Consider the following 15529-nt stretch of genomic DNA (forward strand, 5'->3'; position numbering starts at 1 on the left):
ATCTGTGCCTTCTGCCCGCGACCTTCAATTCACAAGCTTGGCAATTGCTGCACCTGAGGCTAGTGTCCCGCCAGTTTTTCAACCACATGCAACAGGAGCGTGTCATGTTCAAAGGGTCCTTGCCCGCGCTGATCACGCCGTTCACCTCGGACGGCGAACTGGATCTGGACACGCTGAAGAAATTCGTCGACTGGCAGATCGAACAGGGCAGCAACGGTCTTGTGCCATGTGGCACAACCGGTGAATCGCCGACGCTCAGCCATGATGAGCATCGCAAGGTCGTGGAAGAGGTGATCCGTATCGCCGACGGTCGTGTGCCGGTAATTGCGGGTGCAGGCTCAAATTCCACACGAGAGGCGATTGGTCTTGCGCAGCACGCGGAAAGCGTGGGCGCGGATGGCGTTCTGGTAGTCACGCCCTATTACAACAAGCCGACGCAGGCGGGATTGATCGCGCATTTCACCGCGATCCACGAAGCGACCGATCTGCCGATCATCATCTATAACATTCCCGGACGTTCTGTGGTCGATATGACGCCTGAAACGATGGGTGAGCTTGCGCAACTACCGCGTATTGCGGGCGTGAAGGATGCGACGGGAAAGCTTGAACGCGTCAGCCAGCAGCGTATGTCATGCGGCACGGATTTCATCCAACTGTCCGGCAATGACGACACCGCGCTCGTCTTCAACGCCAATGGCGGCACGGGATGTATCAGCGTGACAGCCAATGTCGCGCCGAAAATCTGTGCTGAATTTCAGGCAGCAACGCTTGCCGGAGACTACGCCAAAGCACTGGAGCTTCAGGACAAGCTGATGCCGCTGCACATCGCGATCTTCCTGGAGCCGGGTCTGGTCGGTGCGAAATACGCGCTTTCCAGGCTGGGCATCGGGAATGAGCGCGTACGCTTACCGCTCGTTGGTCTGACCCAAGCCACCAAAACCCGCATTGATGAGGCAATGCGCCACGCTGGCATCCTTTGATAAGGCCGCGCGCGGCAGCGCGCGCTACTGTCAGTCGCCTTCGTGGGTCAGACGCGAATCCGCGCCGTCATCCATGATGCTGGGCCCGTCCGACAGCGTGGCCCAGCCAGAGCCGGTTCCAGTCGGTGGCAGTTCCTCTTTCGTCCATTGCTGGAAGATGTTGGCCTTGGCGATCATCAGGCCGGTCACAGGCGCGGTCAGGAAGATGAACAGCGTGATCATCAGCTCATGCCAGCTGAGATGGTCGCCGAACCACGCGAAATAGATCATCGAGGCCATAAGCACCGCGCCGACACCCAGTGTTGCGGCCTTGGTCGGGGCGTGTAGTCGCGTCATCGGCTCTGGCAGCTTGACCAGCCCGTAAGAGCCGACGAAGCCGAATATCCCGCTGATGACCAGCAGGGCGGTGACGATAATCTCGAATACAAAATCCATATCCGTCCCCTATTCGATGATGTTGCCGCGCAGGATGAATTTCGCATAGGCGACGGTCGAGACGAAACCGACCATCGCAAACAGCAGCGTTGCCTCGAAATACATCTCTGTGCCCTGGCGGATGCCGAACAATGTCAGCAGGGCAATCATGTTGATCGTCATCGTATCCAACGCAAGAATCCGGTCCGGCACGCCGGGCGCTATGACGACGCGATACAGGTTGAACAGCAACCCGACGCCATAGCAGGTGAAGGCAAATAAAAGCGCATATTCGATCATGCGAAGATCTCCTTCAGGCGGGCCTCGTAGCGGGTCTTGATATCGGTCACGACGGCTTCCGGTTCGGGCGCGTGAAGGCAATGGACCAGAAGCGCGTGGCCGCATTCGGACAGATCGCAGCTTACTGTGCCGGGTGTCAGCGTGATCGTGCCGGCAAGAACTGCAATCGCCTCGGGCGAGCGTAGTTCAAGCGGGACGGTGATCCATGCCGGACGAAGCTGATCGTTCGGCTTGAACAGCACGATCTTCGCGACCTCGATATTCGCGATGATGATGTCCCAGACCACCAGACCGGTATAGCCAAGCAGCTTGCCGCCCGCATGAAGCGACGGGCGCAGCGGCCAATAGGGCGCGATCAGCGCGGGGATCAGGATCGACAGTATCAGCCCGAAGGTCAGTGACCCCCAGCGGAAATCATTGACCAGCAGAAGCCAGACTAGGACCAGCAGGACGGACAGATAGGGATGTGGGAAGAAACGTCTCATTACCGCGCCCCCTCCTGTTCGATCAGGACAGAGGAAACATATGGTGCCGGGTCAAACAGTTGTTCTGCGATGGCATCGGTCATCTGCATGGCAGGGCGAGCGAACACGGTCAGCAGAACCAGTCCGGCCAACAATGCCCCGGTCGAGACAAAGGTCATCGCGGGGGATACGGCATCCTCGATATCCTGAATGTGCTCGTCCGGTTCCAGCTTGGGCGGGATCGGACCCTGTGGTCTTGGTCTGCCTTCGGCCTCGGCCTGCCGTTCAATCCGCTGCAACTGGAACGGCAGCCAGAACAGGGTAGAGCCCGCGCGCCCGAAGCCGACAATGGCAAAGAGCGAGGTGACAAGGATCGTCGACCAGATGCCGATCCACCACGGATCGGGGCGCGTGACGTCAAGGATCAGCAGCTTGCCGATGAACCCCGACAGCGGCGGCATCCCGGCGATTGCGATGGCCGTCATGAAGAACAGAGAGGCAATCAGGCCGCTGTCGCGGATCTTGGGTCGAAGCGAAAGCCAAAGCTCTCCCCCACGTCGCGCGGCGACCATGTCCGCGATCAGGAACAGCGCCGCCGCCGACAATGTCGAATGGATGGTGTAGTACAGCGCCGCCGCGATAGAGGCGGGCGTGAACATCGTCACCGCGATGACCAGCGTGCCAATGGATGCAACGGCAGACATTGCGGCCACGCGCCCAAGATGCCGTCCGCCAAGGACTCCGATCTGACCCACCACCAGCGTGATCAGCGCGGCGGGCAGAAGCATGTCGGCGATGATATGCTCGACCACGGAATCGCCGGGGAAAACCAGCGTGTAGAAGCGGATGATCGCATAGACGCCGACCTTCGACATGATGGCGAACAGTGCCGCAACGGGCCCCGGCGCGTTCGCATAGGTCGATGGCAGCCAGAAATGCAGGGGCACCAGTGCCGCCTTGATGGCGAACACCAGCATCAGAAGTACAGCCCCGGTGCGCAGCAGGGCGGTATCTTCTGCCGGCATTTCGGCGACCTTTACGGCCATATCGGCCATGTTCAGCGTGCCGGTCACCGCATAAAGGGTGCCAAGCGCAGCCAGGAACAGGGTCGAGCCAAGCAGATTGATGATGACATATTGAACACCCGCGCGCAGTCTCAGCCCGCCGCCGCCGTGGATCATCAGCCCGTAAGAAGCGATCAGCAGGACTTCGAAGAAGACGAACAGATTGAAGGCATCGCCGGTCAGGAAGGCACCCATGACGCCCATCATCTGAAACTGCCACAGCGCGTGAAAATGCCAGCCCTTCCGGTCCCAGCCAGAGCCGATCCCGTAAAGCTGCACGACCAGCCCGAGGAAGGCTGTCAGCACCATCATCAGCGCCGCCAGCCGGTCCAGCATCAGCACGATGCCGAAAGGTGCAGGCCAATTGCCAAGGCGGTAAACGAAAATGTCCCCCCCGCTCGCATAATAGGCCAGATACAGCGAGACGCCCAGCAGCAGCACAGATCCCGCGGTTGAGAACACGCGCTGCAACAGCATGTCATGCCGCATCCAGAGGATGATAAGGCCCCCGATCAGCGCCGGCAGGACGACAGGAGCAATGATAAAGTGGCTCATTCGTGGTCGCCCCCGGTTTCGCGCCGGTCAGATTCTGGCATGTCGATATAGTCGTCGCCGCCCTCGATAAACGCGCCGAGCGCCAGTAGCACGACGACGGCGGTCATCCCGAAGGAAATCACGATGGCCGTCAGCGTAAGCGCCTGCGGCAGTGGGTCGGTATAGTCGGTCAGATTGCCGTGGCCGTGAAGGATCGGCGGCTTGTCTACGGCCAGCCGCCCCGTGGTCACAAGGAACAGGTTGATGGCATAGGACAGCATGGTCATACCGATCACGGTCGGAAATGTGCGCAGGCGCAGGACAAGGTATACCCCTGCTGCGGTCATGGCACCGATGGCGATTGCGACAAGGGCTTCCATCAGACTGCCTCCCCCGTTTTATGCGTATCATTGCGTGACGGGTCGATATCCATCGGCTCTTGATTGACGGGCTCTCCGGCGCGGCGGGCGATGCGCGACAATGAATTAAGTGCCAGCATCACTGCCCCAAGGACGCAAAGGAACACACCCAGATCAAAGGCCATTGCAGTCGCAAGCTCAAACTCCTCCAGGAAAGGTAGTTTCACATAGGTATAGTTAGAGGTCAGGAAGGGCTGCCCCCACAGCCACGCGCCGATCCCGGTCGCGGCGGCCACGACGACACCCGCGCCGATCATCGCATGGAATGGCACGCGCTGACGTTCCTGCGCCCAGGCAAAGCCCGAGGCCATGTATTGCATCAGCAAAGAGATTGCGACGATCAGGCCCGCAACGAAGCCGCCGCCGGGCTCGTTATGGCCGCGCAGGAAGATGAACAGACCAACGGTCAGCGAAATCGGCAGGATCAGCCGGGTCGCGACAACCAGCAGCAGCGGGTGCCGGTCGCCCGCCCGTCGCTGATCGCGACGCCAGTTTGCCAGACGACGGGACGACGCCCCCTTCATCAGCGTTTCAGTCATGGCGTAGATGACAAGGGCCGCGATACCCAGAACAGTGATCTCACCAAAGGTATCATAGCCCCGGAAGTCCACCAGCGTGACGTTCACCACGTTATCGCCGCCGCCAAGGTCATGGCTGTTTTCCAGATGGTATTTCGAGATCGTTTCGAACGCGAAGTCGCGGCGCATGATGGCATAGGCCAATCCGCCAAAGCCAAGACCCACGGCCGTGGCAATCAGCGCATCGGCCCCGCGACGCAACCCGCCGGTTTCGACCCATGTCCGCTTGGGCAGAAAATTCAGTGCCAGCAGCATCAGCATGACGGTTGCCACCTCGACCGAGATCTGAGTGAGCGCAAGGTCGGGCGCGGAAAGATAGATGAACCCGCAGGATACGATCAGCCCGACGATCCCGATCAGCACCAGTGCCATCAGGCGGTTGCGGTGGAAGGCGACCATGCAGCCAGTCGCCGCGATCAGCAGGACAAAGCCGATGGCCGGCACAGGTTCGATCGGCAATATTTCTCGGGTGGCCGGGCCGGTCGCGCCTGTCGCCCATGCGAAAACGCCCGCCATGACGACGGTCAACGCCATCATGCTGGCCCCGCGTGCCATGCGTCCATCATGCAGCGCGTCGTTTGCAATCTGCGACCATCTTGCCGCCCGGCGAATGACGCTGTCGAACATCGTTTTCGCCTCTGGCCGGGGCATTGCGTCCCAGATGGTCTGCAGCGGCTTGTGGAACAGAACCAGCAGCGCGCCACAGGCAATCGCGATGCACGACGTGATCAGTGCGGTGTTGATGCCATGCCACAGCGCAAGATGCGGATGTGTATCCAGTCCGGTCACGGCATTGGCAGACGCGGTGACCAGCCAGCCGGCCATCGTCATGGGCATCAGGCCGATCAGCACGACGAGCACCACCAGAAAGACCGGGCTCAGCCACAGGCCGGGGCCGGGATCATGCGGGTGGTGCGGATATTCCTCGCGCTCCGGCCCCATGAAGACCTGCACGATAAAACGGAAGGAATATGCGACAGAGAATGTGGCGGCGATTCCTGCGACAATCAGAAATGCGCTGTGATAGGCGCCCCAGACTGTGTGCGCGGCCTCCTCCAGCATCATTTCTTTCGAGATGAAGCCGTTCAGCGGCGGAATGCCCGCCATCGACAATGCGGCGATGGTCCCGATTGCGAAGGTAAACGGCATCAGCTTGCGCAACCCGCCCAGAATACGGATCGAGCGTGTTCCGGTCTCATGGTCGATAATCCCGGCGGTCATGAACAGTGCGGCCTTGAACGTCGCATGGTTGATGATGTGGAAGACGGCGGCGATTGCGCCTGCCTCTGTTCCCAGTCCAAGCAACATCGTTACCATGCCAAGCTGGCTGACCGTGGAAAAGGCCAGCAGGGCTTTCAGGTCATCCTTGAACAACGCTATGACCGCACCGATCAGCATCGTCACAAGCCCAGTCGTCGCAACGATGTAAAACCATTCCGGAGTACCTGCCAGCACCGGCCAAAGCCGCGCCATCAGGAACAGCCCGGCCTTCACCATCGTGGCGCTGTGCAGATAAGCCGATACCGGGGTGGGTGCCGCCATCGCGTGCGGAAGCCAGAAATGGAACGGAAACTGGGCCGATTTGGTGAACGCACCTGCAAGGATAAGCAGCAGCGCGGGCAGATACATCGGAGAAGCCTGGATCGCCTCTTTCGCTTGCAGGATGTCGCTGATGTTGTAGCTGCCAGCGATATTGCCAAGGATCATCATCCCCGCAATCATCGCAAGTCCGCCCATCCCGGTGACGGTCAGCGCCATACGGGCACCCTGACGCCCTTCTGGCAGGTGCTTCCAATATCCGATCAGCAAGAAGGACGACAGCGAGGTCAATTCCCAGAAGACCAGCAACATCAGTATGTTGTCTGACAGCACGATGCCGACCATCGCGCCCTGAAACAGCATCAGATAGGTGTAGAACTGACCGACCGGGTCGTCCTTGGACAGATAGTACCGCGCATAAAGGATAATCAGCAGACCGATCCCGAGAATCAGGATGCCGAACAGCAGGCTCAACCCGTCGATGCGGAAACTGGCGTTCAGCCCGATCTGGGGAAGCCATGCGAAATCAGCCGTAACGACACCGCCCGCAAGCACGGTCGGGATGTGCAGGCACAATCCGATCAAAGCCAGAAAACTTGCTGTTGCACAGGCAGAGGCCGCTACGTTGCGCCCCGAACGTATCAGCAATCCGGGCAAAAGTGCGCCCAAGAAGGGCAGCGCTGCAATCAGGGCTGGCGACATCTGTCCTCCACAGAGACTTTCTTTCGTGTGTCAGGGATGGCGCTGCTGGTGTCAAGCAAACCGCGCCAGTGACGGCGGGGTCTCATTTTGCCTAAACCTGCCACAAAACCAACCCCTTTCACGATGTTCGCGTTTCGTGCTAGCGTTCCGAAAAAGAAGGAACGAGGCAGGGCATGAGAGTGCTGGGCATTGACCCCGGTTTGCAGAATATGGGTTGGGGCGTGATCGAACTTGATGGCCCACGGCTGCGTCACATCGCCAACGGTGTCGTGCATTCCGACAAGGGAGAGCTGGGCGAACGGCTGCTTCGCCTTTATCGCGGTTTGTGCGCCGTGATCACTTTACACGCGCCCACAGCCGCAGCGGTCGAACAGACTTTCGTCAACAAGGATGCCGTGGGAACGCTGAAGCTTGGACAGGCGCGGGGCATTGCCCTGCTTGCCCCGGCAGAGGCTGGGCTTGAAATCGGTGAATATGCCCCGAACGCGGTGAAGAAAGCGGTTGTGGGCGTCGGGCATGCCGGAAAGGAACAGGTTCAGCATATGGTCCGACATCAGCTTCCGGGCGTGGATTTTGCCTGCGCAGACGCAGCGGATGCCCTGGCCATCGCCATTTGCCATGCCCATCACCTGCAATCGCGCAGCATTCGTATCAAGGTGCGGGCATGATCGGACGCATCGCAGGGGTTATCGTGCATCGCGCGGCGGATCATGTCATGGTCGACGTGCGCGGTGTCGGCTATATCGTTCATATCAGCGAACGCACCGCCGCTGGACTGCCTCCGGTGGGTCAGGCTGTCGCGTTATATACCGATCTGCTCGTGCGTGAGGATCTGTTGCAGCTTTTCGGCTTCCCGACGCTGCTGGAGAAGGAGTGGCACAAGCTGCTCACCTCCGTTCAGGGCATCGGGGCGAAGGCGTCGCTTGCCATATTGGGGACGCTCGGCGCCGAGGGGCTGGGGCGTTCCATTGCGCTTGGCGATTGGGCAGCTGTTCGCAAGGCGCAGGGGGTCGGGCCGAAACTGGCGCAGCGCGTCGTGCTGGAACTGAAGGACAAGGCGCCCTCTGTCATGGCATTGGGCGGTGTGCTGACGGTGGATGCCGGAACGGCAGTGATTGAAGACGATGCGCCGCCTGTGGCAAAAGCGCCCGTCGCGCCAAAGGCTGCGGCCGATGCGCCTTCCTCTGCCGCTGCGCAATCCGAAGCGCTGTCTGCTTTGACCAACCTGGGCTATAATCCGTCCGAGGCCGCATCTGCCGTCGCGCAGGCGGCAGCAGCGGAACCAGATGCCGCAACCTCTGCGTTGATCCGCGCGGCGCTTCGTTCGCTTGCGCCGAAGGAATAGGGGAACCATGTCCAGCCTGTATCGGACCCACCCGCCAACCGAAGCACGGATCGAGGCTTTGAAAAGATTGGACCTGCATGGCCGCGCCTGACCCGACATTGCGCCCGGAACCTCTGCCAGAAGATGACACTGGCCGGGCACTTCGCCCGCAGGCGCTGAGCGAGTTCATCGGTCAGGCCGAAGCCCGCGCAAACCTGTCGGTGTTCATCGAAAGCGCCCGCCGTCGTGGCGAGGCAATGGATCACACGCTGTTTCACGGTCCGCCCGGTCTGGGCAAGACGACGCTGGCGCAGATCATGGCGCGGGAACTGGGCGTGAACTTCAAGATGACCTCTGGCCCCGTGCTGGCGCGGGCGGGGGATCTTGCGGCCATTCTGACCAACCTGGAATCGCGCGACGTGCTGTTCATCGACGAAATTCACCGGATGAACCCCGCGGTGGAAGAGGTCCTTTATCCGGCGATGGAGGATTTTGAGCTGGACCTGATGATCGGTGAAGGCCCAGCCGCACGGACGGTCAGGATCGAGTTGCAGCCTTTCACCCTTGTCGGCGCGACAACGCGACTTGGCCTGTTGACGACGCCTCTGCGTGACCGTTTCGGCATCCCGACGCGCCTGCAATTCTACAATGAGGATGAGCTGGACGAAATCGTGCGCCGCGGTGCACGGCTGATGGGATATGGTGCCGATCCGGACGGCACGCGGGAAATTGCGCGCCGTGCACGCGGCACGCCCCGGATCGCGGGCCGGTTGTTGCGGAGGGTTGCGGATTTCGCGCTTGTCGAGGGCGATGGGCGGATTTCCCGGGCGATTGCCGACAATGCGCTGACCCGGCTGGGCGTGGATGACCTTGGGCTGGACGGGGCAGACCGGCGCTATCTGGGACTGATCGCCGAAAATTACGGCGGTGGACCTGTGGGCGTCGAGACGATCTCTGCCGCTTTGTCGGAAAGCCGCGACGCGATTGAAGAGGTGATTGAGCCCTATCTGTTGCAGCAGGGGCTGATAGCAAGAACGCCGAGGGGGCGGATGCTGGCGGCGAAAGGCTGGCGGCATCTGGGGCTGAATGCGCCGAAAGCGCCTGCGCAGCAGCCCTTGTTCGAGGATTGAGGCCGGGCCGGGGCGCTGCCCCGGACCCCGGGGTATTGGGAGGTGAAGAAGAATGAGCACCGAGGAAAGGGTCCGCGCAAGCTTCGCGAAGCAGACCATGATGCAGAGTTTGGGGGCGGAACTGGAAAGCGTTGCGGAGGGGTGGGTCGTGATTACGTCGCCGATTCTGCCCACGGTTTTGCAGCAGCAGGGCGCGGGTCATGCAGGGCTGGCCTTTTCCATCGGCGATTCGGCGGCGGGTTATTCCGCGCTGACGATGATGGAAGAGGGCAAAGAGGTCATGACGGTTGAGATGAAGATCAACCTGATGGCGCCCGCTATCGGTGATCGTCTGGTGGCCGAGGGCCGCGTGATCCGCGCCGGCCGCCGTATCGTGGTGGTCGCCGCGGATGTGTTTGCCGAGAAAGACGGTACCCGCAAACATGTTGCCATGCTGCAGGGCACCATGATCCCGGTTTAAGCTTTCTCCAGCAATGCCTCTCCGCCAGAGATCGAGCATTCGCCGGGCGATTCCTCGACCTGAAGGGTTTCGATCGTACCGTCCTCGACCAGCATGGCATAGCGCCTGGAGCGGTCGTAAAGGCCAGCCGGCGGGGCGTCGAAATTCATGCCCATGGCCTTGGTGAAGCTGCCATCGGCGTCTGACAGAAAGGTCAGCCCGGCCTCGCCCGCGCCGGTGTCTTTTTCCCATGCGCCCATGACAAAGGGGTCGTTGACGCTGATACAGACGATCCGGTCGATGCCTTTCTCCCGGAACTTGTCGGCTGTTCGCATGAAGCTGGGGACGTGCTGGGTCGAACAGGTTCCTGTGAACGCACCCGGCAGGGCGAAAATGGCGACGCGACCGGCCTTATAGTCGGACATGTCCACCTGCGCCGGGCCGTCTTCGGTCATTTTCAGCAGCTTGCCACCTGGAAGTTTGTCACCTTCGGTAAGAGCCATGAGCGTATCCTTTCGCTTGGGTTTCGTGGCAGAGCCTAGCGGATGCCGACCTGGCGGCAAGGGTTCAAAGTGACGCGATGTCGTGCAGGAACGCTTCGCCGAACCGGTCCAGTCTTGCATCGTCAAGCAGGCGGGACAGCGATTCGCGGCTGGCAGGCCGGGCTTCGGCGATGCGGCGAAGCTGGGTGGTTGAGCAGCTGAGCGGCTTTTCGGTGCCATCTTCGCCTCGCGCCAGCCGCATCTGGGTTTCAGCGAGACGGTCGAAGAGTGCGCCGGCCTCGCGCCCAGCAAGTGCGCGGCGCTGCGGGTGCATGGGCGCGGCCTCTCCCGCGATTACGGATATGAAGGCATCGCCATAGCTGTCCAGCTTCTTTGCACCTACGCCGTTGATCCGGGCCATCTCATCCAGCGTCTGCGGGCGGCGTTCGGCCATTTCCTGCAAGGTCCGGTCGGGGAAGATGACATAGGCCGGGACACGCTGCGCCTCTGCCAAAGCGCGGCGTTTGGCCTTGAGGGCGGAAAACAGCGGTGCATCTTCTTCGGAGACCTGCATTTTAGGGGTGAATGCGGGCTTGGCGCGTTTGATGCTGTCTTCGCGCAACGTCACCTGCGCCTCGCCCCGCAGGATCGGGTGGGCGGTTTCGGTGATATGCAGGGCACCGTGGCGCGAGGGGTCGGGGCGGCACAGATCGCGGCCCATCATCTGGCGGATGATGGCCTGCCATTGTGGCTTGGACCATTCCTTGCCGACGCCGAATGTGGGCAGGCGGCTGTGACCACGCTCGCGTATCTTGTCGGTTTCATTGCCGGTCAGGATGTCGATGATATGGCCCGCCCCGAACCATTCCCCGCTGCGCAACATGGCCGAAAGCGCCATCTGCACGGGCTTGGTCGCATCGAAGATATCGGGCGGGCTCTGGCAGAGATCGCAGTTTCCGCAAGGCTCGGACTCGTCACCGAAATAGGCCAGCAGCAGCACACGGCGGCAAGCGGTCGCCTCTGCCAGACCGAGAAGCGCATTCAGCCTTGCGTGGTCCGCATCCTTGCGGTCATTCTCGGCCAGCCCCTCGTCGATCTGGGCGCGGCGCATGCGGATATCGTCTGGGCCATAGAGGGTCAGGGTTTCCGCCGGTGCGCCGTCGCGGCCTGCGCGACCGATTTCCTGATAATAGGCCTCGATGGATTTGGGCAGGTCGGCATGGGCAACCCAGCGGATGTCGGGTTTGTCGATGCCCATGCCAAAGGCGACCGTAGCAGCCACTATCAGCCCGTCCTCGCGCTGAAACCGGGCCTCGGCCTCGCGGCGGGCGTCAGCCTCCATCCCGCCGTGATAATGCAGCGCGGGATGGCCTGCGGCGTTCAGCGCGGCGGCCAGCGTTTCCGTCTTGGCGCGGCTGCCGCAATAGACGATGCCCGACTGGCCGGGACGCGCGGCGACGAAATCCATGATCTGGCGGCGAGGCTGGTTCTTGGGTTGAAATGCCAGATGAATATTTGGACGGTCGAAGCCGCGCAGGAAGGTGACAGGCTCGGCCCCGCCGAAAAGCCGCGTGACGATCTCGGCACGCGTTTCGGCATCGGCGGTCGCGGTGAAGGCGGAAAGAGGCACGTTCAGCGTGCGTTTCAGCTCTCCGATGCGGAGGTAATCGGGGCGGAAGTCGTGCCCCCACTGGCTGACGCAATGCGCCTCATCCACGGCAATGGCTGTGACGCCTGCACGGCGCAGCAGGTTCAGCGTCCCGCCAGAGGCGAGGCGTTCAGGCGCCATATAAAGCAGCTTCAGGCTGCGTTCGCGGATGGCTGCGAAAACATCATCCGTCTCTGCTTCCGTGTTGCCCGAGGTCAGCGCCCCTGCCGCTACGCCTGCCTCGCGCATCGCGCGGACCTGATCCCGCATCAGCGCAATCAGCGGAGAGATTACGACTGTCACGCCATCGCGCATCAGCGCGGGCAGCTGATAGCACAGCGACTTGCCGCCGCCCGTTGGCATGATGGCCAGCACGTTCTGATTGCTGGCTACGGCAGAAACGATTTCCTGCTGGCCAGGGCGAAAGCCGTCAAAGCCCCAGATATCGCGCAGATGCTGGTCCGCAATATCCTTCATGGTGCCAGTTCCAGCCGGTGCAGCCAATCGTCGACAAGTGCGCGCATCAGCGGCATTTGGTGGTCCAGCGGGTATTCGTGGCTTGCCGCGTCCAGCAAGGCGAGGCTGGCGCGCGACCAGTGCGCAAAGCGGGAAAACGCATCACGCCAGCCAACATTGTCGTCCTGCCGGGCAAGGACGATCAGCGCCGGACGTTCGAAACGGTCCAGATTGCGGCGGAGGTCATAGCGGACCGGATCATCGCGGACAGGGGAAATTGCATCAAGATTGGCGCGTCGCATGGCGGGGGCGACCCGCTCGCGCAGCTTGCGGTAAAGGTCGCGGGTCCAGATGGGATCAGCAATAAGGGGTGCCTGATCCGTGGGTAAAGTCCGCCCCGCCTCTTGGTCAGAGGGCATGTTTGACAGTGGTGCGAACGGATCTAAGTCGCGTCGATCCTCTGGCCCGTGAACCAGCGGCACGCGCAAAAGAAGGCCCCGTACCTTTTCCGGCATCCTTGCGGCCACGCCACAAGCGATCAGCGCGCCAGCCGATGTCCCGGACAAAAGAAAGGGCTCGCCCGACGTCAGAAGGTCAATTTCAGTGACCAGCAAATCGGCATAGGCGTCAAGATCATGCGGGACGGGGCTGTCTGCGCTTTCACCCATGCCGGGCATGTCGATATAGATCCGACGATAGCCTCGGTCGGCAAAGGCCGCGTCATATGTCGCGGCCTCGTCATTGTGATCCATCATCCAGCCATGCAGGAACACGACCGGCGGGCCATCACCTTCCGATCTGCTCCAGAGGCTGCTCGGCATCAGTAGCCAAGGAAGAAGCCGGCGTTGTTCGCCAGTGCCGTCCGGATAATGATTATGATGATAAAGACGACCAGCGGTGCCAGATCCAGCCCGCCGGTATCTGGCAGCATCCGGCGAACGGGGGCATAGATCGGCTCCAGCAGGCGGTTGAGGCCGTCCCAAAGCGTCGCAACCATTGGCTGGCGCAGGTTCAGGACCTGAAAATTGATCAGCCATGACATGATGATATGCGCGAACATAAGGAACCACAGCACGCTGAGGATCAGGTCAATCGCCTGGTAAAGAGTCGCCATGTGCTCAGCCCTCGATCAGAATACGCAACATGCGGCGTAACGGTTCGGCCGCGCCCCACAGAAGCTGGTCGCCGACGGTAAAGGCACCGACATATTCCGGGCCCATCGCCAGTTTGCGGATGCGACCGACCGGGATATTCATGGTGCCGGTGACGGCAACCGGGGTCAGATCACGCATCGTCGCCTCTTTCTCGTTAGGGACGACCTTGGACCACGGATTGTCTTCTTCGATCAGCGCTTCGATCTCGCCCACCGGAACGTCGCCCTTCAGCTTGAAGGTCAGCGCCTGAGAGTGGCAGCGCATCGCGCCAATGCGCACGCAGAAGCCATCCACCGGAATCGCACGTTCATCCGAGCCGCCAAGCGCATCGGGGCCACGGCCCAGAATCTTGTTCGTCTCGGCCATGCCTTTCCACTCTTCCTTGGAAACGCCATTGCCAAGGTCTGCGTCGATCCACGGGATCAGAGAGCCGCCCAGAACAGCGCCGAACTGTTCCGATTCCGCGCCGTCCAGCATCGCTTTCTGACGCGCCAGAATCTGGCGGTCGATTTCGAGGATCGCTGATTTCGGGTCGTCCAGAAGCGGCTTCACTTCGGCATTCAGCGTGCCGAACTGGGTCAGCAACTCTCGCATATGCTTGGCACCTCCACCAGAGGCCGCCTGATAGGTCTGTGTGGACATCCATTCGACCAGACCGGCCTTGAACAGCGCGCCTACGCCCATCAGCATACAGGACACGGTGCAATTGCCGCCGACCCAGTTGCGGTTGCCAGCGGCCATCGCATCATCGATCTGCGGGCGGTTGACCGGATCAAGCACGATCAGCGCATCATCCTTCATCCGCAGTGTCGATGCGGCGTCGATCCAGTGGCCGTCCCAGCCCTCGCCACGCAGCTTGGCATGAACCTGCGTCGTATAATCCCCGCCTTGACAGGACAGGACGATGTCGCAGGCTTTCAGCGCTGCAAGATCATAGGCATCTGCCAGCGGCTGATCGCCAAGGGGCGCCGATCCACCGGCATTCGAGGTCGAGAAGAAGACGGGCTCGATCAGGGCGAAGTCGCCTTCGTCCGTCATGCGGTCCATCAGGACCGATCCGACCATGCCCCGCCAGCCCACAAGGCCGACGCGTGGCGTTCCGTTTATCGCCATCGTCTTACTCCGTATAAATGCCAGCATTCACCTAAGGCAGTGTCGCGCCTCGTGCAAGCTTGCGTGGGTGGAGTTGCGCGACGTTCACATTGACACCACCGGATGCGCTGATACCCCGGCACCAACAGGAGGCCGTTGCATGTATCCGCTGATCCGCTTTGCAAAGGAAATGATAAAATTCCGGAATGCGCCCAAGCTGGGGCCGCTGGACACGCATGTTTCGACGCATATGTGCTGGCCTTGGGATCTTGATCCCTGGATCGAGCTGAACAATGGCCGGACGCTGACCCTGTACGATCTGGGGCGGATACCGATGGCGTCCCGCACCGGCCTGATCCATGTGCTGCGCGAAAAGGGCTGGGGTATCACGGTTGCGGGCAATTCGACCCGCTATCGTCGCCGTATCCGCGTGTTCCACCGCTTTACCATGCTGTCGCGCCTGATCGGCTGGGATCATCGCTTCATCTATATGGAGCAGTCGATGTGGCGGAATGGCGAATGCTGTAACCATATGCTTTTGCGCAGCGCTGTGACCGGGCCGAATGGCATCGTCGCGCCGTCCGAGGTCTTCCTCGCGCTTGGACAAGAGATGGAAAGCCCCGAATTGCCCCAATGGGCCACCGCGTGGATCGAGGCTGACGCGCAGCGTCCTTGGCCGCCGGTCGTTCCGGATGACGCCCGTGCCGCCGTCGCTGACAAAGCGCCCTAGATCAGCGATTTGCGGAAAAAGCGAAAAGAAACTTGCCAAAGCGGCGCCTGTCCGGCCTTATCGCGCGGAAACGACGACGG

The 15529-nt window shown here is 61.3% G+C and carries 17 protein-coding genes; 6 read left to right on the forward strand and 11 right to left on the reverse strand.

Features of this window, described 5'->3' with window-relative positions; all coding sequences use genetic code 11:
• Positions 1–104 precede the first annotated feature (104 nt).
• On the forward strand, positions 105–980 hold the full coding sequence (dapA, locus tag PAF20_RS15570) for a 4-hydroxy-tetrahydrodipicolinate synthase (RefSeq protein ID WP_271071503.1): 876 nt from the start codon (positions 105–107) through the stop codon (positions 978–980).
• A 30-nt stretch (positions 981–1010) separates the two neighbouring features.
• Here dapA and PAF20_RS15575 read toward each other — a convergent pair whose 3' ends face one another.
• From PAF20_RS15575 to PAF20_RS15600, 6 genes are read right to left on the reverse strand one after another with little or no spacing between them, the layout of a single operon-like run.
• Positions 1011–1415 (reverse strand): Na+/H+ antiporter subunit G, encoded by a 405-nt coding sequence (locus tag PAF20_RS15575; RefSeq protein ID WP_271071504.1) that lies wholly within the window; start codon positions 1413–1415, stop codon positions 1011–1013.
• A 9-nt stretch (positions 1416–1424) separates the two neighbouring features.
• A complete protein-coding gene (locus PAF20_RS15580) occupies positions 1425–1694 on the reverse strand; it encodes a K+/H+ antiporter subunit F (protein WP_271071505.1) in 270 nt (89 codons plus the stop codon).
• Complete coding sequence (locus PAF20_RS15585; protein WP_271071506.1) at positions 1691–2179, reverse strand: Na+/H+ antiporter subunit E; 489 nt, start codon at positions 2177–2179, stop codon at positions 1691–1693. Before PAF20_RS15585 ends, PAF20_RS15580 begins: the two co-directional genes overlap by 4 nt.
• On the reverse strand, positions 2179–3777 hold the full coding sequence (locus PAF20_RS15590) for a monovalent cation/H+ antiporter subunit D (RefSeq protein ID WP_271071507.1): 1599 nt from the start codon (positions 3775–3777) through the stop codon (positions 2179–2181). Before PAF20_RS15590 ends, PAF20_RS15585 begins: the two co-directional genes overlap by 1 nt.
• Positions 3774–4136 (reverse strand): Na+/H+ antiporter subunit C, encoded by a 363-nt coding sequence (locus PAF20_RS15595; RefSeq protein ID WP_271071508.1) that lies wholly within the window; start codon positions 4134–4136, stop codon positions 3774–3776. Before PAF20_RS15595 ends, PAF20_RS15590 begins: the two co-directional genes overlap by 4 nt.
• The gene (locus PAF20_RS15600; protein WP_271071509.1) at positions 4136–6994 is read right to left on the reverse strand and encodes a monovalent cation/H+ antiporter subunit A; all 2859 of its coding nucleotides are present in this window, start codon (positions 6992–6994) and stop codon (positions 4136–4138) included. Before PAF20_RS15600 ends, PAF20_RS15595 begins: the two co-directional genes overlap by 1 nt.
• Before the next feature lie 173 nt (positions 6995–7167).
• Between PAF20_RS15600 and ruvC the strand changes: the two genes are divergently transcribed.
• The 4 genes from ruvC (at position 7168) to PAF20_RS15620 (ending at position 9908) form a co-directional block, all read left to right on the forward strand.
• Positions 7168–7662 carry a crossover junction endodeoxyribonuclease RuvC gene (gene ruvC, locus PAF20_RS15605; RefSeq protein ID WP_271071510.1) on the forward strand — a complete coding sequence of 165 codons (495 nt, stop codon included), beginning with the start codon at positions 7168–7170 and terminating at the stop codon, positions 7660–7662.
• Positions 7659–8339, forward strand: a complete 681-nt coding sequence (gene ruvA / locus PAF20_RS15610) for a Holliday junction branch migration protein RuvA (RefSeq protein ID WP_271071511.1) — start codon at positions 7659–7661, stop codon at positions 8337–8339. The genes ruvC and ruvA overlap by 4 nt, the downstream gene beginning before the upstream one ends.
• A 77-nt stretch (positions 8340–8416) precedes the next feature.
• Positions 8417–9448: a Holliday junction branch migration DNA helicase RuvB gene (gene ruvB / locus PAF20_RS15615; RefSeq protein ID WP_271071512.1), complete on the forward strand. Its 1032-nt coding sequence runs from the start codon at positions 8417–8419 to the stop codon at positions 9446–9448.
• Between the two features lie 52 nt (positions 9449–9500).
• Positions 9501–9908, forward strand: coding sequence for a PaaI family thioesterase (locus PAF20_RS15620; protein ID WP_271071513.1), 408 nt, complete (start codon positions 9501–9503; stop codon positions 9906–9908).
• On the opposite strand, the gene PAF20_RS15625 is transcribed toward PAF20_RS15620, so the two are convergent.
• From PAF20_RS15625 to asd, 5 genes are all read right to left on the reverse strand, one after another.
• Positions 9905–10390 (reverse strand): peroxiredoxin, encoded by a 486-nt coding sequence (locus PAF20_RS15625; protein WP_271071514.1) that lies wholly within the window; start codon positions 10388–10390, stop codon positions 9905–9907. The genes PAF20_RS15620 and PAF20_RS15625 overlap by 4 nt on opposite strands.
• Before the next feature lie 64 nt (positions 10391–10454).
• Complete coding sequence (gene recQ / locus PAF20_RS15630) at positions 10455–12494, reverse strand: DNA helicase RecQ (RefSeq protein ID WP_271071515.1); 2040 nt, start codon at positions 12492–12494, stop codon at positions 10455–10457.
• On the reverse strand, positions 12491–13294 hold the full coding sequence (locus PAF20_RS15635) for an alpha/beta fold hydrolase (protein ID WP_271071516.1): 804 nt from the start codon (positions 13292–13294) through the stop codon (positions 12491–12493). The genes recQ and PAF20_RS15635 overlap by 4 nt, the downstream gene beginning before the upstream one ends.
• Complete coding sequence (locus tag PAF20_RS15640) at positions 13294–13587, reverse strand: YggT family protein (RefSeq protein WP_271071517.1); 294 nt, start codon at positions 13585–13587, stop codon at positions 13294–13296. The genes PAF20_RS15635 and PAF20_RS15640 overlap by 1 nt, the downstream gene beginning before the upstream one ends.
• A 4-nt stretch (positions 13588–13591) precedes the next feature.
• A complete protein-coding gene (gene asd, locus PAF20_RS15645; protein ID WP_271071518.1) occupies positions 13592–14740 on the reverse strand; it encodes an aspartate-semialdehyde dehydrogenase in 1149 nt (382 codons plus the stop codon).
• 139 nt (positions 14741–14879) lie between these two features.
• Between asd and PAF20_RS15650 the strand changes: the two genes are divergently transcribed.
• Entirely contained in the window at positions 14880–15449 is a 570-nt protein-coding gene (locus PAF20_RS15650) for an acyl-CoA thioesterase (RefSeq protein ID WP_271071519.1), read from the forward strand.
• Positions 15450–15529: the final 80 nt, after the last annotated feature.

Source organism: Paracoccus albus, from assembly GCF_027913035.1.
In the GTDB taxonomy this organism is placed as follows: Bacteria; Pseudomonadota; Alphaproteobacteria; order Rhodobacterales; family Rhodobacteraceae; genus Paracoccus; species Paracoccus albus.